The organism is Acinetobacter sp. 226-1, assembly GCF_030329325.1.
GTDB classification, from domain to species: Bacteria; Pseudomonadota; Gammaproteobacteria; order Pseudomonadales; family Moraxellaceae; genus Acinetobacter; species Acinetobacter sichuanensis.
Map to the genome: position 1 here is coordinate 69,728 of NZ_JACANU010000010.1, position 23,704 is coordinate 93,431.

The following is a 23,704-nucleotide window of genomic DNA, read 5'->3' on the forward strand; positions in this document are numbered from 1 at the left end:
TGCTCTTTTTCTTTATACATTTAAATCTATTGATCATGAAATAAATACAAAAAATCATTTGATAAATCAAGTTTATTTTCGACATGAAAAATAAAAAATATGTTTATAATCAATCAAGCGATAAAAAATGATAATGAAATGAGGATGAGACAAATGATGCAAAATAAATTTTCTCTAGGTTTAAGTGCTTTATTATTTTCACATGTTGCATTGCTCAGTGCATGTAGTTCTACATCTTTTCAAACACAGCGAGATTTGCCACATACTTTATCAGACCAACCACAAAATCATGATACAAGTTCATTACTTGTCTATGGTGGCTCTATTTTAACCATGCAGGGGGATCAGCCGCAGTATGTAGAAGCCATGTTGATTGAAGATGGAATCATTCGTTTTACTGGAAAATTAGTCGATGCTGAAAAAATAGCAGCCCAAGCGCAACGCTTAGATTTAAAAAATAAAACCGTGATTCCTGGCATTATTGATGCACATAGTCATTTAAACTCTGTAGGTATGCAACAAACGGTCGCAAACTTATATTCACCTCCTGATGGTAATGTGGTTAATATTGCAACTTTAGTTCAGGCAATGAAAAACTGGGCAGCACAAAACCCTGATTTTATTCAAGCGACTTCAGGCTGGATCATTGGTAATGGTTATGATGATGCACAATTACAAGAAAATAAGCATCCTACAGCAAGCGATTTAGATCAAGTTTCAACCACACAACCTGTTTTGATTTTACATCAATCAGGTCATCTTGCTTCTGTGAATCATAAAGCTTTAGCATTGCTCAATATTACTTCTGCGACGAAAAACCCAGATGGGGGTGTCATTCGTCGTGTAAATGGTACAAATGAACCGAATGGCGTATTAGAGGAAAGTATTGTCATTCAAGCGATGATGCAAGCATTTAAAACTGTGCCTCCACAAATGATGGAAAAAATGGCATTAAAAGCAGTCAATACCTATGTGGAAAATGGCTATACTACTGTACAAGAAGGACGTGCAGATCATGGAACCACTGAGTTATGGCGTAGTCTAGCTAATCGAAATCAATTACCAATTGATGTGGTGTCATATCCAGATATCAGTTCTGAACAAAGTTATATGTTACAACACGGTAGCAGTAAAAATTACCAAAATCATTTTCGCATAGGTGGGGTGAAAATCAGTTTAGATGGTTCACCACAGGGTAAAACAGCATGGTTGACGCAGCCTTATGTAATTCCACCTGAAGGGCAAGATAAAAATTATCGGGGCTATCCTGCATTTGCACAACAACAAGATGTACAGAAAATGATTGATTTAGCATTTCAACATGATTGGCAAGTTTTAGCACATGCCAATGGTGATGCAGCGATTGATCAATATCTCAGTGTGATTACAAACTCACAGAAACATTTTCCAACAGCACAACGCCGTGATGTGATTATTCATGCGCAAACGATGCGTGAAGACCAGTTAGACCAAGCTAAAAAATTAAAGCTTATTCCTTCATTTTTTTCATTGCATACTTATTATTGGGGCGATTGGCATGTCGCACAAACCTTAGGTGAGCAACGTGCATCACGTATTTCGCCTACAGGTTCAGCACTGAAACGTGGCATGATCTTTACTCAACATCATGATGCACCTGTGATTCCGCCAAAAAGTATGATGGTGTTAGATGCGACGGTCAATCGCACGACACGGAGCGGTAAAGTGTTAGGTGCAGAGCAGCGAGTGAGTCCCTATATTGCCTTAAAAAGTGTGACAGATTGGGCGGCATATCAATATTTTGAGGAAAAGCAAAAAGGTACATTAGAACAAGGAAAATATGGTGATTTTGTGATTTTAAGTGATGACCCATTGAAAATAGACAGTCAAAAAATTAAAGATATTCAGATTTTGGCAACGTATAAAGAAGGTAAGCTGATTTATCAGCGCTAAATTTATATTGAATGAGTTAGAGTAGGTTATAAGATTTGCAGCGATATTGACTAAAATGGATGGCATGATGTCGGTTATTTTACCAAAAGATTTAATTGATTTTTTAGCTATGCCATTTGAAATGGAAATGATGTGTCTACCTTGTCATTATCCAGATATCGCTTCATTTTTAGATTTTCAAGCGGGCTATCGATTTTGTGGAAACTCAGAAAATGATTTAACTGGACATCAAGCAGGGGATTGGCATCCAGATGCTTATGTTATCGCAGTGAATTATTTTGCTGATCCCTTTGTGATTTATTTGACAGCGTCTGCACAAGGTTTCCCTGTGTATTATGCTCAACATGGCGCAGGGCGTTGGGATTTTGAAAAAATTGCTGAAAATTTAGATCAGTTTCAGCAAGATTTAAAATATTTTCAAACTTTGGAACAAGATAAACTAAAGTTTGCAGAATATATTCAACAACATAAAGATTTAAAAATAGAACTATGGAATGAGTTATATTGCTCATTGCAAAATACTCAAATTTCACAGTTAAATAAAAATACTGTCGTTGAAGAATATACACCTTTGATTTATGGAAAATTAATATTAACTGGAATAGGTCAGCATAAATTAAAAGTCGTGAGTTTTATCAAACAGCATTTGAAGCTAACAGGTGCCGAAGCTTTACATTGTATTCAGCAACTTCCTTTAGAGATCGAAACAGGTTCACAGCGACATTGTCAACGTATACAAATACAACTCGAAAATATCGGTGCGATGACTAAATTTTTAGCCAATGAAAATCAAGTTTAAATGGATGTTTTGTTTTATGGTATTGAAATATAATGTTTTTGTTTTTAATATTGGCTTTTTTGAAAACAAATAGTTAGTATGTTTATGCTAAATTTAAATTTGGATTGTAGTATGAATTTTTTTAAAAAGAAAAATAAAGCCAGTTTTGTTTTTTTCATTATTACGCTTTATTCATTTCTTGGTTTTGCTTTGGGGTATATCATTTGGGAATTTATCTTACAGTAAAATAATATTTGAAGTTTGAGTTTCTCTCCCGACCATCAAGCTAAATTAAAATGAGTGTATTTCAATATGCTCATTTTTTTATTTTATAAATTTGGAGGTGTTCTAAATAGTATGCTGCTTATAATGATACTAAAATGAATTAAAAATATTCAAGCACAGCCCCATTTATATTACAAAGTTTGTCCTTCTTTTCGTAGGTGATGCCTTACTTTTTAAGGATAAAAAGTAACAAAAATCCTTTGTTGGACATGAGAAGCTAAGCTTTGCAAGATATCCGCCCTTGTCCAACGGCGACATCCATGTCGCCCTGCGATAGCACCATCACTTTAAGCTTTAATTTTGGATAAGATTTACTACAAATTGCTGTGAAACTGCTCAGCATACTTTTTAAAACATTGCCATAAATTTAATGACAATACATAAAAGCAATCAATAAAAAAGCCAGTCTATGATCTATAAACTGGCTTTCATATTTAGACCAATATTATTTCAAGAAACGCTGATAACCTAAGTTATTGGTAATTTCCACATAAGGATAAGTAATTGTTTCCAATGTTTCGACTAAACCATCTGGGTTTTGCTGCGCATCTTCTGCTTCTAAGCCAACTAAAACACGTCCTTCTGCTGCACCGTGGTTACGATAGTGGAACAGGGTAATGTTATGGGTTGGACCTAGACGCTCTAAGAAAGTCAGCAACGCACCCGGACGTTCAGGAAACTCAACACGGAATAAACGTTCATTTGCAATGTCGGCATGACCACCGATCAAGTAACGGATATGCAGTTTTGCCACTTCATCATCAGATAAATCATCAACATCATAGTGAAGTTTTAAAGCTTCATAGATGTCGTGACGTTCTTTTTCACCTGATTTTAAGCTGATACCAACAAAAACTTGTGCTGCGCTCGCATCACTTGCACGGTAGTTAAACTCGGTGATATTACGACCTTGTAAGGCACGGCAGAAATTCAGGAAAGCGCCTTTTTCTTCAGGAATGGTCACTGCAAAAATCGCTTCTTTACGCTCACCCAGTTCAGTACGTTCAGCGATGTAACGTAGACGGTCAAAATTCATGTTTGCACCGCAAACGATCGACACCATATTCTTGCCAACAAGTTCATGTTGTTCGACGTATTTTTTAATCCCTGCCAAAGCCATTGCACCAGAAGGTTCAACGATACTACGACATTCATCATAAGTGTCTTTGATTGCTGCACAGATTTCATCAGTATTGACCAATACAACTTCACGTTCAACGATTGGACCTGAGTTATCTGATTTTTGTAATTGAATGACTTCAAAAGGTTTTTCACCAATTTGAGCTACCGCCGTACCATCAGCAAATAGACCAACCTGAGGAAGAATCACACGCTCATTGGCTTCAAACGCTGCTTTTAAACATGCTGACTCATCATATTCCACAGGGATCACTTTGACATGTGGGGCAACATCACCCAAATAAGCTGCAACACCTGCGATGAGACCGCCACCGCCGACAGCAACAAAGACATAATCAACATCACGCCATTGACGTAAAATTTCATTGGCAATGGTGCCTTGACCTGCCATGACCAGCTCATCATCATACGGTGGAATAAACGTCATGCCTTCTTCAGTTGCACGTTGGATGGCATATTTATTGGCAACATCAAATGAGTCACCATGTAAAACCACTTCACCACCTAAGCGTTTTACGGCTTGGACTTTAATGTCAGGTGTGGTTTTTGGCATCACAATAATGGCGCGAATACCCAACTTTTGTCCAGATAATGCCACGCCCTGAGCATGGTTACCCGCAGAAGCAGTAATAACGCCACGTTCCAACTGAGATTTCGGTAATTGACTGATACGGTTGTAGGCACCGCGCAGTTTGAAGGAAAAGACAGGTTGCAAGTCTTCGCGTTTAAAGCGAATGTTGTTATTTAGTTTTTCACTAATTCGTGGCGCTGCTTCGAGTGGGGTTTCGATTGCAACGTCATAGACCGTTGCCTGTAATATTTGTCGAACCAAACGAGACAGCATGTTAATTTTCCATATAACAGTTTAAAATGAGCTTTGATTGTAACAAACCCCTGCACATTTGCGTTTTTAAATTATGCAAAATGTGCAGAAATTTGAAAATTTATTGAGAGAAGTCATGAGCCTTTATGCATCCCAAGATGAGAAAAAACAAGCAGCAGCCAAAGCAGCTTTAAAACACTTGCCAAAAGGGGGCATTTTAGGAGTCGGTACAGGCAGTACAGTTAATTTCTTAATTGAACTTTTACCTGAGCTGCAACTTGAAGCTGCGGTGGCGAGTTCAGAAGCAACGGCTCAACGTTTGAAAAAACTTGGCATTGAAGTTGTAGACATGAACCATGTCGGTGGTTTGGATGCCTATGTCGATGGTGCAGATGAGATTGATCGTCATATGCACATGATCAAAGGCGGTGGTGCTGCGCTTACGCGTGAAAAAATCGTGGCGTCTATTGCTAAGAAATTTGTGTGTATTGTCGATGACTCTAAATGGGTTGAGCAGTTAGGACGTGAATTTCCGCTGCCAATTGAAGTGATTCCAATGGCACGTTCTGCTGTGGCTCGTAAAATTGTGTCTTTAGGTGGCGACCCTGTCTATCGTGAAGGTGTTGTGACTGACAATGGCAATGTGATTTTAGATGTGCATAACCTGAATATTTTAAATGCCTTAGAGCTTGAAAAAACCATTAATGATATTCCAGGTGTGGTGTGTAATGGTATTTTCGCCATTAACAAAGCGGATATTGCGGTTGTTGCAACTGACAATGGTATTGAAGAGCGTACAGCGGTTTAATTTGTTATAAATTCCCTCTCCTTTTAGGATGAGAAACATGGTTTCGCAAGAGGGAGAGGTCTATCAAAGTCCCCTCATCCTAACCTTCTCCCTGAGGGAGAAGGGACTCCCAATACATTTTTGAGAATGAATCAAAGTTCAATGTTTTGAATTTTTATAAACGTTCAAGAAAATAACACATGACCCCAAACCTCCCCGAAATTCAAATCACGCATCATGCACGAGCGACGCGACTGCGCTTACGTGTCGAACCGACACAGATTCGTTTAACTGTGCCTCGTTTTTGTACCAAACGTCAAATTGCAGATTTTTTAAAAGAATCTGAGCAATGGATGATTGAAACTTGGCAAAAGCAACAGGAAAAAGTTGGACAAGTAGATAAAGCATTACCGACTGAATTAATGCTGTTTAATTTAGAACAGCCTTTACAGATTATTTATCAAGTTCAGAAAAATTCTTATGTTTTTGATGAACAAAGTCATCAACTTTTCATCAGTGATCGTGATTCTGCACGTTATTTAAAAGCCTTTGTGATCACTTATGCAAAGCATTATTTACCAATTTATTTGAAACAAGTCAGTGATGAAATTGGTTTAAAGTTTGCTGATTGCTCGATTCGTCAGCCCAAAACCCGTTGGGGTAGTTGTACAACTCGACATGATATTATGCTCAATAGTGCTTTGGTGTTGTGTGATGATGCGATTACCCGTTATGTCTGTGTGCATGAGTTAGCGCATACACGGCATTTTGATCATAGTTCTGCATTTTGGGCGGAAGTTGAAAAACATGATATAAATTTTAAAAATCATCGTAAAGTTTTAAAAAGTGGTGTGATGCCGTGGTGGTGGTTGGAAAAATAAAAAAGAGAATCGCATCATAGTAGTGCTATTAACTTTATCAATGAGATGACCATAAAATCGCTTTAAAGCTTGATGTATAATGATGAACAGGTTCATTACATTGAACAATTAAAATTGTTAAGTCATGATATTGTTTATAAATTTTCGTTATTCTAAATCTATTTTAAAAATATGAATGTTTGAATTATTCAACAGAAATGGAGTGAAAGTTGGAACAGATTCAGAGTACTCTTGCCGATTTAAATCAACAAAGTGAATCAGCATTTGCTGTTAGAAACTATCAAAAAGCCCTTGAAATTAATCAACAAGCTTTACTTATCGACCCACAAATGATAAATGCGCTTTCTAACATCGCATTTTGTGAATTAAGACTAGGCTTATATCAACAAGCATATACACATTATAATGAAATGTTGATTTTAAGTCAGGATCAAATGAGTCTTAATTTTTATGATGGTATGGCTGAAGTATGTTATTTCTTAGATAAAAAAGATGAACAACTTAAATATGGAAAATTAGCAATCGCGAAAAGAATAGAAAGTATTCATCATGAATTTTATACGCCACATAATTTTAGTGAAAGACCATGTTTTAGACCTGAAAATAAAACAGAAAATATTATTAGTTATTCTTTATTTGGTGATCAGCCTCGTTATTGTGAAACAGCATTTTTAAATACATTACTCGCAAAGGAGATTTTTCCTGAGTGGACGATTCGTTTCTATGTGGATGAGACCGTTCCACAGCATGTTATTACACGTTTGAGTCAGTTGGGTACTCAAATCATATATGTTTCTGAAGAACAGCGTAAAATTTCAGGGCTATTTTGGCGATTTTTTGTGGTTGATGATCCAAATGTAAAATACTTTTTAATCAGAGATGCCGATTCATTTTTATCATATCGTGAAAAAGTAGCAGTCGATGAATGGTTAAAATCATCAAAATGGTTCCATATAATGCATGATTTTTCTTCACATACTGAGTTGATGTTGGCTGGAATGTGGGGCGGTTGTCATGGAGTATTGAAAAATATATTCAATACGATTTTAAATTTTCAGCATTCAGGGTTAATGACGAATGCGAGAATTTCAGATCAAATTTTTTTAAGGCATTGTGTTTGGTCTGTGATAGAAAAAAGCTGTTTAAATCATGATAGCCAAGGTTATTTTGAGCATGCCAGTAATTTCCCTTTAGCTTTGAAAAAAGCGAATCATGAACATCGAGAAGATTTTCATGTTGGTGTAAACGAAGCAAATTTATATTATCAAATTGAATTATATGATAAAAATATAGAAAAAATTCAGTGGTCATTATTTGATGAAAATGAGAAAGAAGTGTGTCATTACTCAGTCAATCGAAAAAAAGATGAAAAGTTTTTTGAAGTTTTTTTACCTTATGAATATGCTGAAAAAATAAGATTAAATTTGTGGAAATTTATTTATCAGGGTGTGGAATCATCATACTCAGTTTAAGTCAGATATGAGTAAATATTTACCTATAAATCTGCATTTTAAATGCAGATTTTTCATGTGAATTTTTTTGATATAACGATAAAATTTAGTCAGCTAATCGCACTGTTTAAGCTTAAAACTGACATTGTGAATTTTTTAATTCAACAGAATATTGCTTTTCATCAGTCGATAATTTCACGCGTACTTCATGCGGGTTTACACGTTGAAATTGATGTTCAAAAAGTTGATCACAGTTTTTAATTAAATTATCAGTAAATAACTTTTTGATGTCTTGTGTATTTAGACTCTGAGCAAATTGTTTAAAATCAGGTGAGGTAATAATGCCTTCAATTTCAATGTAGTTTGGGTATAAACGTAACTTTTCAATCAACGTATTCTGATTAATTTGTAAAGGTAATGTCCGTGAGTCCTCATCACTGAGATAGGTCAAAACTTCAGTCAATTTTTTATTGTTTTTAATTTTATAATCTGCACTTATTATTTTTTGTTGAATGAGATAATCATCCAGTTCAGTGGCTTGAGTTATTGCACACATTAAACTGAGTAAAAGGCTAGAGCTGAGTAAAAGTTTTATTAATTTCATGATTAAGTCTTATAAAAAGTATGGTTTTATTATATGCAATATAGATATGAATACTAGTGTGAAAAGTTAACTTTCAAGTATTGTTATTTTCTGAGGGATGATAATAAAAAAGGCTTTGATTCACAAAGCCTTTTTAAACATTTCAAATACTTATGCTTTCTTTAAATTTTCATTAATTAAAAATTCAACTAAAGCTTTCTGCGCATGTAAACGATTTTCTGCTTCGTCCCACACTACAGCATTTTTGTGATCAAGCATATTCTCAGAAATTTCTTCACCGCGATGTGCAGGGAGGCAATGCATGAATAAGCAATCAGGATGAGCCAAATCCATTAATTTTTCATTGACTTGATAGTCTGCAAATGCTTTTTCACGGATTTTCTGTTCTTCTTCTTGTCCCATACTTGCCCAAACATCAGTGACAATCAGGTCAGCATTTACAGCAGCATCTTCAGCAGAATCAACAAGTTCAACACAATGCCCAAATTCAGATAAAAATTCAGATTTAGGTTCATAACCTTTTGGTGATGCAATTTTTAATTTAAAACCCCACATATGTGCAGCTTCCATATAAGAATTACACATATTATTGCCATCACCGATCCAAGCAACAGTTTTGCCTTGAATAGAACCACGATGTTCTACAAAAGTTTGTACATCTGCTAATAATTGACAAGGATGATGGTCATCAGTCAATGCATTAATCACAGGCACTGTTGAGTATTCTGCAAAGCGCTCCACAATATCATGACCAAATGTACGGATCATAATGATATCAAGCATACTTGAAATAACACGAGCTGAATCTTCAATCGGCTCACCGCGACCTAATTGTGTATCACGTGAAGAAAGAAAAATAGCACTACCACCAAATTGGCTCATACCTGCTTCAAAAGAAACACGTGTTCGCGTACTCGACTTTTCAAAAATCATGCCCATGACTTTACCAACAAAAGGCTGGAAAGTTTCATTGTTATGTTGTTTTCGCTTCAATTCTTGCGCACGCTCAATAATGCGGTTCAGTTCAGCAGTTGATAGGTCACGTAGTGTTAGAAAATGTCGTAGAGCCATGGTTACTCCACAATAATTGTATAGTCAAAACCAATAAGGGGATTGACCAACAATTCATTGTTGGTTGATTAAAAAACGAAAAAAAGAATCTTCTAATATACTATAACAGTATTGAAATGCAAAAAAACTAGACTTTTTGATGACCTTTTAGAAAATGATCGACACAATATTCAATATATTTGATGACTTCTTGTTCAGGTTGATCAATTTCCAGTCCCATAATAATGCGCCATTCATAATCTCTGAGTATTCCAAAATACATCATGGCAGAGCCTAAAGGGTTTTGACAATCGACCAAGCCTTGCAAATGTGCGCATTCTAAAGCTTTAGCGATGGTAATTTGAATAAAATGAGCACCTTTTTCATGAATATATAAAGCCAAATCAGGATTTTTTTGTGCCTGTTCAATAATGAGGCGGATAAAAGCTACATTTTCAGGTTTTTTAAGATGGAGATAAAAATTGATTAAAGTTTGCACTAAATAGCTATGTAAATGATCTTTTTCTGAGTTATAGCAAGAACAAATATCTTTAAAAAACAACTCACGACGATAATCACAAATGGCTGTGAATAACCCTTCTTTATTGCCAAAATACTTATAAATAGAGGCTTTTGAGCCACCAGCATGATTTACGATATCATCGAGTGAAACAGCTTCATAGCCACGTTCTAAAAACAAATCATTTGCACTCAACAAAAGCGCCAAACGCCGTTCTTGCCCACGGCGAGTTTGTGGTTGCTCACCACAACCTAAAGCTTCAATTTCTGCGAAATGTTTTTGCATAAAGTAATAATTTCAATTCCTGTGTCTTTGTAATGATTATAGCAAAGATGTCAAGAAATTTCTGTTGAGAAATGACTGTATTATTTTGAAAGAAAATACTATTATTAAAATAGTGAATGGAAATTCATTATTTGTTTGACTAAAGTTTTAGAGCTTTTTACCTAAAAAGCCATAGCGTAGAAACTTTTTATAGCTATACTCAAATCTCGATAAATATATAGACCACTGTGGAAAGGAATATGACACAAGAAACGTCTGCAGGCTTAAGATTTAGACAAGCACTGGAAGTGGAAAAACCATTACAAATTATCGGTACAGTCAACGCTTATGCAGCAATGATGGCGAAACAAGTCGGCTACAAGGCGATTTATCTTTCGGGTGCGGGTGTTGCAAACTATTCTTATGGTTTACCTGACTTAGGTATGACCAGCTTAGACAACGTATTAGAAGATGTTCGTCGTATTACCGAACGTGTTGATACACCTTTACTAGTCGATATCGATACAGGTTGGGGCGGTGCATTTAACATCGCACGTACTGTAAAACAAATGATCGCAGCAGGTGCAGCCGCTGTTCATATCGAAGACCAAGTGGCACAAAAACGTTGTGGACACCGTCCAAACAAAGAAATCGTGACTCAACAAGAAATGGTCGACCGTATCAAAGCGGCAGTTGATGCAAAAACAGATTCAAACTTTGTGGTGATGGCACGTACCGATGCACTACAAAAAGAAGGTTTGCAAGCCGTAATTGACCGTGCATGTGCATGTGTGGAAGCAGGCGCAGATGCGATTTTTGCCGAAGCAATGACTGACATCACCATGTATAAAACAGTCTGCGATGCAGTCGGTGTACCTGTATTGGCAAATATCACAGAATTTGGTGATACGCCTTATTACACTACTGAAGAATTGGGTGAACAGGGTATTTCAATGGTACTTTATCCATTGTCTGCAACACGTGCCATGCAAAAAGCGGCACTTGAAGTTTTCCAAGCGATTCGTAAAGAAGGTACACAAGTCAATGTACTGGACAAAATGCAACAGCGCAAAGAACTCTACGAATTCCTTGATTATCACACTTTTGAAAATACATTAGACAAACTATTCACTGAAGGAAAATAAAAATGGCTGAAGGTAAAGTACTCACAGGCGCAGGACTGCGTGGGCAAGTTGCAGGTAAAACAGCATTATCTACAGTAGGTAAGAGTGGCGCAGGCTTAACTTACCGTGGTTATGATGTGCAAGATCTTGCTGAAAATTGCCAATTTGAAGAAGTCGCTTATTTAATCTTCTTTGGTGAATTGCCTACAACTGAACAGTTAGCTGCTTATAAAGCAAAATTGAAATCACTTCGCCAATTACCACAGGCATTGAAAGAAGTTTTAGAACGTATTCCTGCTGACTCACACCCAATGGATGTGATGCGCACAGGCGTTTCAATGTTGGGTAACCTTGAAACTGAAAAATCATTTGATGAGCAACAAGACGTTGCAGACCGTATACTTGCAACATTACCTGCAATCATTTGCTACTGGTATCGCTACAGCCATGATGGCGTGCGTATCGAAGAAAATACAGATGATGATTCAATCGGCGCTCAATTCCTGCATTTACTTCGTGGTGAAAAGCCAAACGAATTGCATGAACAGGTCATGAATGTATCGCTGATTCTTTATGCTGAGCATGAGTTCAACGCATCGACATTCACAGCGCGTGTATGTGCATCAACATTGTCAGATATGCATTCATGTATCACAGGCGCGATTGGTTCATTACGTGGTCCACTCCATGGCGGCGCGAACGAAGCTGCAATGGAAATGATCGAAAACTGGACTTCACCTGAAGAAGCTGAACGTGAAATGTTGGGTAAACTTGAGCGTAAAGAAAAGATCATGGGCTTTGGTCATGCGATCTATAAAGACAATGACCCACGTAATGGCATCATCAAAATCTGGTCTGAAAAATTAGCAAAAGACGTAGGTGATACCGTACTTTATCCAGTTTCAGTACGCTGTGAAGAAGTGATGTGGCGTGAGAAGAAATTATTCTGTAACGCAGATTTCTTCCATGCATCTGCTTATCACTTCATGGATATTGCAACGAAACTATTTACACCAATCTTTGTGATGAGCCGCGTAACAGGTTGGGCTGCGCATGTCATGGAACAGCGTGCAGACAACCGTATTATTCGTCCAAGTGCGGATTATACGGGTCCTGAACTGCGTAAAGTTGTGCCAATCGCTGAGCGTTCTGCTGCATAATTGCTATAAAATCTAGCATTTAACAACATAGATAGAGTCCCATTTTGGGGCTCTATTTTTATATCAACGAAAGAGGAAATACTCGTTTTTATGATTGTTGAAATAGCCTAAGTATTCTTTGGGCTTGTCGTGATTTTAATTGACTTGATTGCGATATTGACTCGGACTGATTTCAAATTGTTTTTTAAAGGCTTGGCTGAATGCCGTTTCTGACGAATAGCCGACTTGATGGGCAATTTGCTGTACGCTAAGTTGACCTTGTTTTAATAGTTGACTTGCAAGGCGCAAGCGATGCTGTTGTAAATAAGCCAGTGGTGTTTCACCCACCACCTGATTAAATAAATTAGCAAATTTTGAACGTGACATACAACATTGTTCAGCTAAGCTTTCAACCGTCCATGCAATATGAGGTTGACTGTGAATAACAGCTAAAGCATTTGATAGTTCAGGGTGAATTAAGGCATTTAACCAATTATTTTGATCTTGTAGTTGCTCAATATAGTCACGTACACATTCAATCATCATAATGCTCACGAGATGATCCATAATCTTATTCTTGCCTGCTAAAGTCCGTTGTGTATCTGAGGCAACAAAATATAAGCCAATACGTAACCATTCTGGGGCAGTATCGCTCAATGCATTTTGTATATGAATATACGGTGGTAGTGCATTGACTAGAGGGCGTGCCATGATGGCATTAAGATGACAACGCACTGACAAAATTAAAGTTTTTTCAGAATCACCTTGACCAAACTCAATTGCATCTAGTCTTAAGCCATCAAATAATGGTGCAATATTTAAAGACTCAATAAAAGTATGATCAAGTTGATTAGCAACAGAATGTTCTAAACCTGCAGGGATTAAAATCATATCTCCTGTATGCAGCGTGATATTTAAATTTTTTGAAAATTGTAGTTGTGCCTCACCATATAAAACAATGTGTGCGATCACAGCATCTTGTGCAATGCTTTTAAATGCCCAATTCCCTTGAGCTTGTAAATAGAGATATTCTGAATGATTAAGATGAATATCATCAAAAATTTTACTAAGTGCGTCCATAAAAAATAATAATTTAAATGACAAGAATAAATATGAGGTCGATATTAAAACATGTGCGTAGAGGACAATCTCTAGCTTAAACAAGCCAAAGACTTTTTCATAGCTTTTTTGGACGCTTACAACTGTTTTGTCTAGCTTAATTCCGTAAATATAGCGATAAGAAATATAAGGAAGAATTTGTTATGAATGCACCCGTATCATTTAGTGAACAGCAATTACAGGAAGTATCCAGTAAATCTGTACGACAGCTCGACAGTAAGCGCTATTTATGGGCAATTAGTCCTGCATTACCTGTGATTGGTATTGGGATTTTGGCAGGCTATCAATTTGCACCTAAGCCATTGAAAAAGCTTTTTGCTTTAGGTGGTCCAATCGTTTTACATATCATCATTCCAACAATTGATACGATTGTCGGTAAAGATAATCATAACCCTTCAGTTGAAGATATTAAATTACTTGAACAAGATCCTTATTATTCACGATTAGTTAAAACTTTTATTCCTCTGCAATATGTTGCCAATATTTATGCATGTTATTTAACGAGTCGTAAAACAACTTCTTTTGTTGATAAAATTTTATTGGGTATTTCAATGGGTGCAATTAATGGTATTGCAGTGAATACCGCACATGAGTTGAGCCATAAATCGAATCGTATTGACCATATTTTGTCACACTTAGCACTTGTACCTACGGGTTACAATCATTTCCGTGTTGAACACCCGTATGGTCATCACAAACGCGCTGCAACACCTGAAGACCCAGCATCATCCAAAATGGGCGAAACTTTTTATGAGTTTTTACCTCGTACAGTTGTTGGTTCATTTAAATCTGCGATTGAAATTGAAAAAAACCGCTTAAAACGTAAAGGCTTAGCTTTTTGGTCTAAGGAGAATGAGCTTTTACAAGGTTGGGGGATGAGTGCAGGTTTTCATGCTTCAATGCTGAAATTATTTGGAACATCAACGCTTCCTTATTTATTGACGCAATCGGCGTATGGTATTAGCTTATTTGAAATTATTAATTATATTGAACACTATGGTTTACTGCGTCAGAAAGATGAAAATGGTAAATATGAACGTACCATGCCTGAACATAGTTGGAACAATAACAATATTGTGACCAATCTATTTTTATATCAATTACAACGTCATTCAGATCATCACGCATATCCAACACGTCCATTCCAAGCTTTGCGTCATTTTGACGAAGCGCCTGAGTTGCCAAGTGGTTATGCAAGTATGTTATTGCCTGCATTGATCCCATCTTTATGGTTTAAAATTATGGATCAGCGTGTATTTGATCACTATAACGGTGATTTAAATAAAGCCAATATTTATCCGAAACGTCGTGCGAAGTTATTTAAAAAGTTTGGCGTGATTGATAAATTATTGAATAAATAGTGCTGTATTTTTGAATATTAAAGAGACCTATATTGTAGGTCTCTTTTTTATTGAAGTTTTTTCTATTAAAATGGTTTTTTTAATATCTCTATATGAATGAAATTTTTAAGATAATTTTTGAATATGAACGGATAAGTTTCTCTCATCATCATTAACAACAAAAATAATTTTTTGATTAAAAACAGTCAAATCATATCCTTTATTTAGAATTTTCCATGATTTTATAAAATCCCGCATATTTGAAAATTGAAATTCAACAAAAAATTCTCGCTCAAAAGCAATATAGTAGTAATCATATATCTAATAATTTCCCCATTTCCTCCTCTAACTCAATACAATTTAAGATCACTTTCCCTACAGAATTAATTTTATAATATTCTTTGATTTTCTCATAGATTTCAGAATAACCATCAAAATATTCTTTTATGGAAATATTTTCCACGCCTTCAAGTTGGTTCATAAAATGTTTAATTTTGTTTTTCAATACTAATACTTTTAATCTTTCATTCATAAGTAACCTGAATATCACACCTAAAATCAGCCATTCTTAAAAAGTGATAATTTCATTATTAGAAGAACAAAAATCCCCACAAGAGTGATCTTATGGGGATTCATATATTAGGGTTTATTTCAAAAGTAGAAGATCATTTCTCTACAATTGCTGTCACACCTTGACCGCCCGCAGCACAGATTGACACTAAAATCTTACCTGAACCTTTTTGGTTTAAGATTTTTGCAGCAGTTGCTAAAATACGACCACCTGTTGCAGCAAATGGGTGACCCGCAGCAAGTGAAGAACCATTGATATTGAGTTTAGCCATATCAATTGAACCTAAAGGTGCATCTAGACCTAAACGTTCTTTACAGAATTTTGGATCTTCCCAAGCTTTTAATGTAGATAACACTTGTGATGCAAATGCTTCATGGATTTCATAATAATCAAAATCTTGAAGTTTCATATTTGCACGTTCAAGCATACGAGGAACTGCATAAGCAGGCGCCATGAGTAAGCCTTCTTTTTTACCTACAAAGTCAACTGCTGCAGTTTCTGAGAATGATAAGTAAGCAAGCACTTCATGACCATTGGCTTTTGCCCATTCTTCAGATGCGAGTAACACCACAGAAGCACCATCTGTTAATGGCGTAGAGTTACCTGCAGTCATCGTTGCATTTTCACCTTTACCAAAAGCAGGCTTTAATTTTGCAAGTTTTTCTACAGAAGAATCAGCACGTAAGTTGTTGTCACGCTCAAGACCCATAAATGGTGTCATTAAGTCATCAAAGAAACCATCTTCGTAAGCTTTTGCCATTTTTTGATGTGAAGATGCAGCAAGCTGATCTTGTGCTTCACGAGAAATACCCCATTCAAGCGCAGTAATCGCTTGATGATCGCCCATAGATAAACCTGTGCGTGGTTCACCATTTTTAGGTGCATCTAATAAATCTTTTATGTTGATTTTTGTTAATGCTTTTAGACGATCTTTACCCGTTTTTGCAATATTCAACTCAAGTAAAGCTTTACGTAAACCATCACCAAATGCAATTGGTGCATCAGAAGTTGTATCTACACCACCTGCGATTCCCACTTCAATTTGACCTAAAGCAATTTTATTGGCAACAGCAAAAGCAGCTTGTAAACCTGTGCCACACGCTTGTTGTAAATCATAAGCAGGTGTTTCTGGTGCAAGTTGTGTATTTAATACACATTCACGAGTCATGTTAAAGTCACGGCTGTGTTTAAGGACTGCACCAGCAACAACTTCACCTAAACGTTGATCTTGTAATTTATAACGCTCAACTAAACCATTGAGTGCAGCAGTTAACATGTCAATGTTGGTTGCTTTAAAATAAGCACCATTTGAACGTGCAAATGGAATACGGTTGCCACCAAGAATTGCAACACGGCGAATAGTATTTTGACTCATGATTTTTCCCTGTGAAACAGATGTTTGAGACGTCGATGGAGATGTTGCTGGATCAGCTTTTTGTATTGTAGAAGCAGTGTTTTTACGAGCAGCAGTACTTGCTGTACGACGTGGTTTACTGTTGCTATTGTTTGAACGAGCAGCAGTACCAGTACCTTTACTTGAACGAGTACTCGGCTTTGATGTATTTGACACTTCTTCCGCAGTAGAATTTTGAACTGTTGGATTTTCTTGAGTTGTTTTGCTCATAAGGCTTTTCCAAGCATGTGGCTAATCTTCTTGATCTTAACATTACCATAATTGAAGAAGTGCGGAATTGACTAAAATGACATTTGCCAAAGCATTCAGGTCAAGACATGAAGTCTTTAACTCAAGTATTATTTAACTGAAACATAATAAGTCTATTAAAATATAAGTATCTGACATTAAACTTGAAGTTAATAGATACCTACAGGCTTATTAAAAAATTTATTTACTGAGAGATTATTACCATGACTGATCAATACCAAGCATTTTCTAAATCCCCAATTGGTAAATTTGTCATCAAAAATTTAGGTTTACCATCACCTATTTCTTTGGATCGTTTTGAATCAGCAACACCTGTTATCAAAGGTGCAGTATTGTTAGGTGCTGCGCCAAATAGCATATTTTCAAGTGAAATTGCGCAAGTATTAAGTAATATTCATGCAAATAGTTATGTGGGTAATAATGTTGAGCTACAGCAAGAAGCTGCAAAAGTGGGTTTGACTGTTGGTGCGTTTAACGAAGGCGATAAAGAGTCTAAATTTAAAGCGGTTGTTTTTGATGCTTCAGGTATTCAAAACTCAGAAGAATTACATGAACTACACAAGTTCTTTAATCCAATCGCACGTCAAATTCAAAACTCAGGTCGTGTGATCGTGATCGGTTTAACACCAGAATCTGCACCTACAGTGAAACAAGCAATCGCTCAACGTGCTTTGGAAGGTTTTGTAAAAGCAGTAGGTAAAGAATTTAAAAAAGGAATCGCTGCGGATTTAATTCTTGTTGATGCTGATGCGGCACAAAATTTAGAATCTTCATTACGTTTCTTGATTTCACCACGTTCTGCTTATGTTTCTGGTCAAGTGATCCATGTTTCAAATGCAAAAGTGATTGATGTAGATTGGGCAAAACCACTTGCAGGTAAAACAGCGTTGGTAACAGGTGCAAGCCGTGGTATCGGTGAAGCAATTGCTCATGTACTTGCACGTGATGGTGCGCATGTGATTTGTTTAGATGTACCACAACAACAAGCAGATTTAGATCGTGTTGCAAGTGAAATTGGTGGATCAACATTAGCCATTGATATTACAGCAGCTGATGCAGGTGAAAAAATTAAAGCGGCTGCGGCTGCACAAGGTGGTTTAGATGTGATCGTGCATAATGCTGGGGTTACACGTGACAAAACTTTAGCAAATATGAAACCTGAAATGTGGGATCTTGTAATTAACATTAACTTGTCTGCGGCTGAGCGTATCAATGACTATTTATTGGCAAATAAAGGTCTAAATGCCAATGGTCGTATAGTATGTGTTTCTTCGATTTCAGGTATTGCAGGTAATTTAGGTCAAACTAACTATGCAGCGTCTAAAGCAGGTGTGATTGGTTTGGTCAAATTTACTGCACCAATTTTAAAAGATGGAATTACCATTAATGCTGTTGCGCCTGGTTTTATTGAAACGCAAATGACGGCTGCAATTCCATTTGCAATTCGTGAAGCAGGTCGTCGTATGAACTCGATGAGCCAAGGTGGTCAACCTGTCGATGTTGCTGAAACAATTGCACTCTTTGCTGCAACAGCTTCTACAGGTTTAAATGGTAATATTGTTCGTGTATGCGGTCAAAGTTTGTTAGGTGCTTAATAACGAGCCTCTAAATTTCCTCTCCTGATCTTTAAAGGAGAGGACTAGGCAGAGGTAGAGTTATGTATAAATTAAAAATGAGATAGTTTTGCCCCTTATTCCAGCCTTCTTTCTAAGGGAGACGGGGTTTTAAATATCGAAATAAAACATTTCAAAGGTCTAGTATGAATACTCGCCATTTTAGTCAACTGCCAAAACCTTATGTTGCTTATGCAAAAGTTGTACAAGGTTTAATCATTAAAAAGCCGAAAGGTGAAAAAGTGCTACCACAAGTTGAATATGTGGTGGATTCTTTACAAGTCGACCAACAACATTTAAGAGCGTATAACGAAGTCTGTGGCTTTAAAAATAATGGTTATATTCCAGCGATTTATTTGGCTGTATTGTCACAAAGTTTGCAAATGCATATGATGACAACAGAAGCATTTCCATTTGCAATTTTAGGTTTGGTACATATCCGTAACCAAATTAAACAGACACGTAAAATTGGTGTGAATGAAAAGATCACGTTGTCATGTCAGTTTGGTGAAGTACAGCCACATGATAAAGGTCTACAATTTGATTTTATTACCACTGCAAAAGTGGGTAATGAAGTGGTTATGGAAGGATTAACCACTTATTTAGCACGCCAAAAGACCAATACAATCGCAGCAGAAAAAGCGAAAGAAAGTCAAACACCTGACTATCAATTACAAACAGTATGGAATGTTTCAGAAAACACAGGGCGTCGCTATGCAAAAACGTCAGGTGACTTTAACCTGATTCATATTCATGCATTGACGGCGAAAGCTTTTGGTTTTAAACAAGCGATTGCACATGGTATGTGGAGCAAAGCACGTGCATTGGCAAGTTTAACTTTGCCAGAAGCTTATGAAGCTGATGTGTATTTTAAACTGCCAATGTTCTTACCTTCAAAGGTTGAGTTTTTGACAGCGACAAAAGGGGCAGTGACTGATTTTCTGATTCGAAATGAAAAATCGCATAAACCACATGTGACAGGTGTAGTCAAAGCACAATAAAATCAAATAAGATAGAAGCCTAAGTCGAGATGATTTAGGCTTTTTTTTAGAACGGTATAAAAATAAGGGTAGGGAAATGAGTACGATTAAGGAAATTTTATTTGCAGATAAGAATAACTTTCATGGATATGTTGATGAGAGATTTGCAGATTTAGCAAAACAATTCAGTCGGTTACAAGATGGACGTACTCAATATGGTGGTGCAGCATTAACGGTTTATTTTCAAGGTCAAAAAGTTGTAGATATCTTTACAGGTAAAAAATCAGAAACTGAAAATTGGAAAGAAGATACATTATCTGTTTGTTATTCAACAGGAAAGGGTGTTTTAGCCACATTAGCACATATTTTGGTGAGTGAGGATTTGTTAGATTATGATACACCTATCACGCAATATTGGTCTGAATTTGGTCAAAATGGTAAAGCGCATATGACGCTACGTCATATTTTAAGTCATCAAAGTGGTTTGTTTGATATTCGCAACATGATTGGGCAAGCAAAAGAGATGGCAGACTGGCAACATATGTTAAAAGTGATGGAGCAAGCAACGCCGCGTTTTCAGATAGGAAGTGATATTGCTTATCAAGCTTTAACGTTTGGTTGGCTCGTGGGTGGCGTGTTGGAAAAAGCCACAGGACAGCCCTTAAAATGGTTAATGCAAAGGTGTTTAGTTGATCCTTTAGAGCTTGACGGTGCTTATTTTGGTGTACCTGCTTTAGAGTTGCAGCAAGTTGCTCGCTTAATTAAAAAACCCAAAAAAGTAGAAACTCAATCATCATCACAGAATAAGAAAAAACATAAGACATCCTTTTCCGATAAGTTGGTTGAATTAAGTGGGCAAAATCCGCAAGATTTTCTAGATGCGATGGTGCCCAAAGGTATGCGAGATTTTAGCTTTTTTAGTGATGAAGGTTTACAGGCTGTTATTCCTGCTGCGAATGGTGTATTTACTGCAAATAGTTTGGCTAAAATATATGCGATGTTAGCCAATCAAGGTGTTTGGAATGATCAAACCTTGATTAAACCTGAAGTTTTTAAAGAATTAAGCACGATTCAATCTATCAAACGTGATCGTGTTATGCCGATCCCAATGAAGTGGCGTTTGGGATATCACCGTGTTATTACCATGGGGAAACGTGCGAAAAAAGGCTTCGGACATATGGGATATAATGGCTCAGGTGCTTGGTGTGATCCACAGCGAGGGCTCAGTTTTGCTTATACACATAACTTTCAAATTGGTTCCATCACAGGGGATTATCGTTTGTGGGGGCTGACTCAAGAAGCTTTACGTTGTGCCGATGCTGAACTGAAAGGCAGTAAAGGGTGGTTTTAAGTTGATCAGATTATGGTGCATGCAGTTTAAATCCTAAAATTTGAAAAATGGGTAACTGATTTAAGGCTGCAAGATCGGGTGTCTGATTGAGCTCGAACAAAAAATTAACACTGTTCTGGATGGCATTGAGTTTTTTTGTTAAGTCCTCGATACCATGATTTAAATAACCTAAAACAGACACCATTTGTAAGGTGTGTTGGAGGTCTTTAATCATAAGATCAATAGGTGCCATAAAATATTCTATTAAAAAATAACTGTTTGGATATAGAAAGTAATGATTGTCATGGAAATAATGATAGATCAGTTGTTGATATTTTTCAAAATAGGTGATTTTTAAATGGGCTTGGTCTGCTGGTATTTGGTCAAATATGGTTTTGGGATAAAGTACAAAACTTTCAGCAAAAGCCCAGAGACTGTTCCTGTTGGCTTTTGTCAAAGGTTGTTCCAAGACAGACAGAGTCAATAGGCGTTTAGGTGAATTTTGAATATATTGCTTGGTAAATTGATAAATTTCCTGAAAATCCTCACGATCTTGGTAAGGTGTAAGTAATGGACTGTGTAAAAAATCAAGTAAATGATCACATGAAAACAGGGTACAGTGTTTTAAGTTGTTAAATGCAGTATCAGGTTGTTGGATACGTAAATAATATTCACATAATTTCAAATAAATATTGGCATCTGACCAAAGGTCATCTTTGAGTAATTGATATATATTTTCAATTAAATGATGTTGATGAAGCGCTAAATTTTCTTGTTGATCAAGTTGCTGAAGGCAAAAAACCAAGTAAGTCTGATATTTTTTTAATGCTGAATGTAGATAAGATTGATTGTGTTGAATGAGGTTTGTAAAAAGCTCAAGATTGAAATTTTCATCAAAAATTTCTCCATCATACCAATTTGGGTTTTGCTGTGTATCTGGGGTGTCGATCGGATGGCAATAGTCATATTTCTCTAAAATTTGTGCCAAACTAAGTTCATTTTCACGAAATTGCTTAATCTGTTGAGAGTGATGACATACGATCAGATAGCCTTGTCGATCTTGCAGAATAAAACGTTTATTGGCATAGGTTGGTTTAGGAATTTCCTGAATAAATCGGTAACTTGAAAAATCAATATTTAATGGTGTGGTTTTATAAATGACTCGATTTTCAAAGGTAAATAAAGGCTCATTATCTATGCCTATAAAGATAGGTGGTGTGATTAATTTGTGTTTGTTAAGTTGATAATGACCCAGATAAATATGATTTGCATCTTCACAACAGGATTCATTCACAATTGAAAATGAGGTAGGATCTGCTTGATGAAAAATATTGAAGTGTTCATCAAACACATCATGTCGATCTTTATAAAATGTCTGTTCATGCTTATGAATTTTTTTAAAATGGTTTGGATCTGTACGATATAGCCGATGATGCACGATGACATGGTACTGATCTGAAGCACCATAAGGTCGTTGCTGAAATGTTTTGATATCAATTTCAGGGTAAATGATGCCACCGTTTTTCACGCTAAAGACAAACTGACCATTATGATAAAAAGATTCAAATAGAAACTGTGGTTGTTGTGGCGTAGCAATTGTTGCAATTTGATGGAGTTGGCTCAGACGTTGTTTTTCTAAAATACGTTGAATTTTACTATGAAAATTGGCATCCAGATTCTGTAGTGAGAAAACATTATCGATATCTACATTCTGAAGAAATTTATTCGTGTCTTTATTGAGTTTTTTGAGATCATCTGCATAAGCTGATGGTAATTGCTGAACTTTTTCCCAATTCTGATTGTTTATTTTAAATAGATGTTCACTTAGGTCAGTGGCTTGATATTGGATCATTAAAAAGCCACGATTCACACTTTCCTCACCTGTTGTATTTAAATAGGATATGATCTGTTGTAAGGCTTGATAAAAGGTGAATCGATCCCAATCTGATGAACCAAAGTGATAGTATGCTTTGACGCTCAAATATTGTTTGGTTTTGCTATAGCGCCAATAATAAGCATTTTTGAGTTTAAGTTCACGACTTTCAATCATTTCTAAGGCAAGTTTATTCAGCACTTTATGACGGAAGAATTTTTGATATTGTGCTTTGTTGATCCAAATTTTAGCAATAAAAAGAATAGGCTCTGCCATAAAAATTATTAAATGGGTTATTGATTATGATTTGAGTATATCAAATGCAATGATATTGAAAATAGCTTAAAGTCGTGAATGAATGCAGAGGTTGTTGTTAGATATTTCAGCGATTACCATCTTCAAAGACATTCTTCATTCACTAATCCAGAAAAAAACAG

At 36.3% G+C, this 23,704-nt stretch carries 20 protein-coding genes; 12 read left to right on the forward strand and 8 right to left on the reverse strand.

Annotated features, from left to right (window positions below):
* The first annotated feature begins 153 nt into the window (after positions 1–153).
* The 3 genes from HX124_RS13985 to HX124_RS13995 all read left to right on the forward strand — a co-directional run bounded on the left by HX124_RS13985 (position 154) and on the right by HX124_RS13995 (position 2,956).
* Positions 154–1,932 carry an amidohydrolase gene (locus HX124_RS13985; protein ID WP_286383570.1) on the forward strand — a complete coding sequence of 593 codons (1,779 nt, stop codon included), beginning with the start codon at positions 154–156 and terminating at the stop codon, positions 1,930–1,932.
* A 67-nt stretch (positions 1,933–1,999) separates the two neighbouring features.
* On the forward strand, positions 2,000–2,731 hold the full coding sequence (locus HX124_RS13990) for a hypothetical protein (RefSeq protein WP_286383571.1): 732 nt from the start codon (positions 2,000–2,002) through the stop codon (positions 2,729–2,731).
* A gap of 111 nt (positions 2,732–2,842) precedes the next feature.
* Entirely contained in the window at positions 2,843–2,956 is a 114-nt protein-coding gene (locus HX124_RS13995; protein ID WP_286383572.1) for a hypothetical protein, read from the forward strand.
* 484 nt (positions 2,957–3,440) lie between these two features.
* On the opposite strand, the gene ilvA is transcribed toward HX124_RS13995, so the two are convergent.
* Positions 3,441–4,979: a threonine ammonia-lyase, biosynthetic gene (gene ilvA / locus HX124_RS14000; RefSeq protein ID WP_107008716.1), complete on the reverse strand. Its 1,539-nt coding sequence runs from the start codon at positions 4,977–4,979 to the stop codon at positions 3,441–3,443.
* A gap of 115 nt (positions 4,980–5,094) precedes the next feature.
* On the opposite strand from ilvA, the gene rpiA reads away from it, so the two are divergent.
* The 3 genes from rpiA to HX124_RS14015 all read left to right on the forward strand — a co-directional run bounded on the left by rpiA (position 5,095) and on the right by HX124_RS14015 (position 8,098).
* Positions 5,095–5,766, forward strand: coding sequence for a ribose-5-phosphate isomerase RpiA (gene rpiA, locus HX124_RS14005; RefSeq protein WP_107008774.1), 672 nt, complete (start codon positions 5,095–5,097; stop codon positions 5,764–5,766).
* 179 nt (positions 5,767–5,945) lie between these two features.
* Positions 5,946–6,626, forward strand: coding sequence for a M48 family metallopeptidase (locus tag HX124_RS14010; RefSeq protein ID WP_286383573.1), 681 nt, complete (start codon positions 5,946–5,948; stop codon positions 6,624–6,626).
* Between the two features lie 209 nt (positions 6,627–6,835).
* The gene (locus HX124_RS14015) at positions 6,836–8,098 is read left to right on the forward strand and encodes a tetratricopeptide repeat protein (protein ID WP_286383574.1); all 1,263 of its coding nucleotides are present in this window, start codon (positions 6,836–6,838) and stop codon (positions 8,096–8,098) included.
* A 112-nt stretch (positions 8,099–8,210) separates the two neighbouring features.
* On the opposite strand, the gene HX124_RS14020 is transcribed toward HX124_RS14015, so the two are convergent.
* The 3 genes from HX124_RS14020 to HX124_RS14030 form a co-directional block, all read right to left on the reverse strand.
* Positions 8,211–8,681, reverse strand: coding sequence for a hypothetical protein (locus HX124_RS14020; RefSeq protein ID WP_286383575.1), 471 nt, complete (start codon positions 8,679–8,681; stop codon positions 8,211–8,213).
* 150 nt (positions 8,682–8,831) lie between these two features.
* Positions 8,832–9,752: an ornithine carbamoyltransferase gene (gene argF / locus HX124_RS14025; protein WP_286377161.1), complete on the reverse strand. Its 921-nt coding sequence runs from the start codon at positions 9,750–9,752 to the stop codon at positions 8,832–8,834.
* Between the two features lie 127 nt (positions 9,753–9,879).
* On the reverse strand, positions 9,880–10,536 hold the full coding sequence (locus tag HX124_RS14030) for a TetR/AcrR family transcriptional regulator (protein ID WP_286377162.1): 657 nt from the start codon (positions 10,534–10,536) through the stop codon (positions 9,880–9,882).
* Between the two features lie 239 nt (positions 10,537–10,775).
* Between HX124_RS14030 and prpB the strand changes: the two genes are divergently transcribed.
* Both prpB and prpC read left to right on the forward strand, forming a co-directional pair.
* Positions 10,776–11,660: a methylisocitrate lyase gene (gene prpB, locus HX124_RS14035; RefSeq protein WP_286383576.1), complete on the forward strand. Its 885-nt coding sequence runs from the start codon at positions 10,776–10,778 to the stop codon at positions 11,658–11,660.
* A gap of 2 nt (positions 11,661–11,662) precedes the next feature.
* Positions 11,663–12,799, forward strand: coding sequence for a bifunctional 2-methylcitrate synthase/citrate synthase (prpC, locus tag HX124_RS14040; protein ID WP_286383577.1), 1,137 nt, complete (start codon positions 11,663–11,665; stop codon positions 12,797–12,799).
* A 135-nt stretch (positions 12,800–12,934) separates the two neighbouring features.
* Here prpC and HX124_RS14045 read toward each other — a convergent pair whose 3' ends face one another.
* Positions 12,935–13,858 carry an AraC family transcriptional regulator gene (locus tag HX124_RS14045; RefSeq protein ID WP_286378515.1) on the reverse strand — a complete coding sequence of 308 codons (924 nt, stop codon included), beginning with the start codon at positions 13,856–13,858 and terminating at the stop codon, positions 12,935–12,937.
* A gap of 182 nt (positions 13,859–14,040) precedes the next feature.
* On the opposite strand from HX124_RS14045, the gene HX124_RS14050 reads away from it, so the two are divergent.
* Positions 14,041–15,258 (forward strand): alkane 1-monooxygenase, encoded by a 1,218-nt coding sequence (locus tag HX124_RS14050; RefSeq protein ID WP_286383578.1) that lies wholly within the window; start codon positions 14,041–14,043, stop codon positions 15,256–15,258.
* Positions 15,259–15,550: 292 nt separating this feature from the next.
* On the opposite strand, the gene HX124_RS14055 is transcribed toward HX124_RS14050, so the two are convergent.
* The gene (locus tag HX124_RS14055; protein ID WP_286383579.1) at positions 15,551–15,769 is read right to left on the reverse strand and encodes a hypothetical protein; all 219 of its coding nucleotides are present in this window, start codon (positions 15,767–15,769) and stop codon (positions 15,551–15,553) included.
* A 133-nt stretch (positions 15,770–15,902) separates the two neighbouring features.
* A complete protein-coding gene (locus HX124_RS14060) occupies positions 15,903–17,432 on the reverse strand; it encodes an acetyl-CoA C-acetyltransferase (RefSeq protein ID WP_286383580.1) in 1,530 nt (509 codons plus the stop codon).
* 242 nt (positions 17,433–17,674) lie between these two features.
* Between HX124_RS14060 and HX124_RS14065 the strand changes: the two genes are divergently transcribed.
* From HX124_RS14065 to HX124_RS14075, 3 genes are all read left to right on the forward strand, one after another.
* Positions 17,675–19,066, forward strand: coding sequence for a 3-oxoacyl-ACP reductase (locus HX124_RS14065; protein ID WP_107009972.1), 1,392 nt, complete (start codon positions 17,675–17,677; stop codon positions 19,064–19,066).
* Positions 19,067–19,230: 164 nt separating this feature from the next.
* The gene (locus HX124_RS14070) at positions 19,231–20,085 is read left to right on the forward strand and encodes a MaoC family dehydratase (RefSeq protein WP_286383581.1); all 855 of its coding nucleotides are present in this window, start codon (positions 19,231–19,233) and stop codon (positions 20,083–20,085) included.
* Positions 20,086–20,161: 76 nt separating this feature from the next.
* Positions 20,162–21,415, forward strand: a complete 1,254-nt coding sequence (locus HX124_RS14075; RefSeq protein WP_286383582.1) for a serine hydrolase domain-containing protein — start codon at positions 20,162–20,164, stop codon at positions 21,413–21,415.
* A gap of 10 nt (positions 21,416–21,425) precedes the next feature.
* Here the strand turns inward: HX124_RS14075 and HX124_RS14080 are convergent, their stop codons facing one another.
* Positions 21,426–23,543 carry a hypothetical protein gene (locus tag HX124_RS14080; RefSeq protein ID WP_286383583.1) on the reverse strand — a complete coding sequence of 706 codons (2,118 nt, stop codon included), beginning with the start codon at positions 23,541–23,543 and terminating at the stop codon, positions 21,426–21,428.
* Positions 23,544–23,704: the final 161 nt, after the last annotated feature.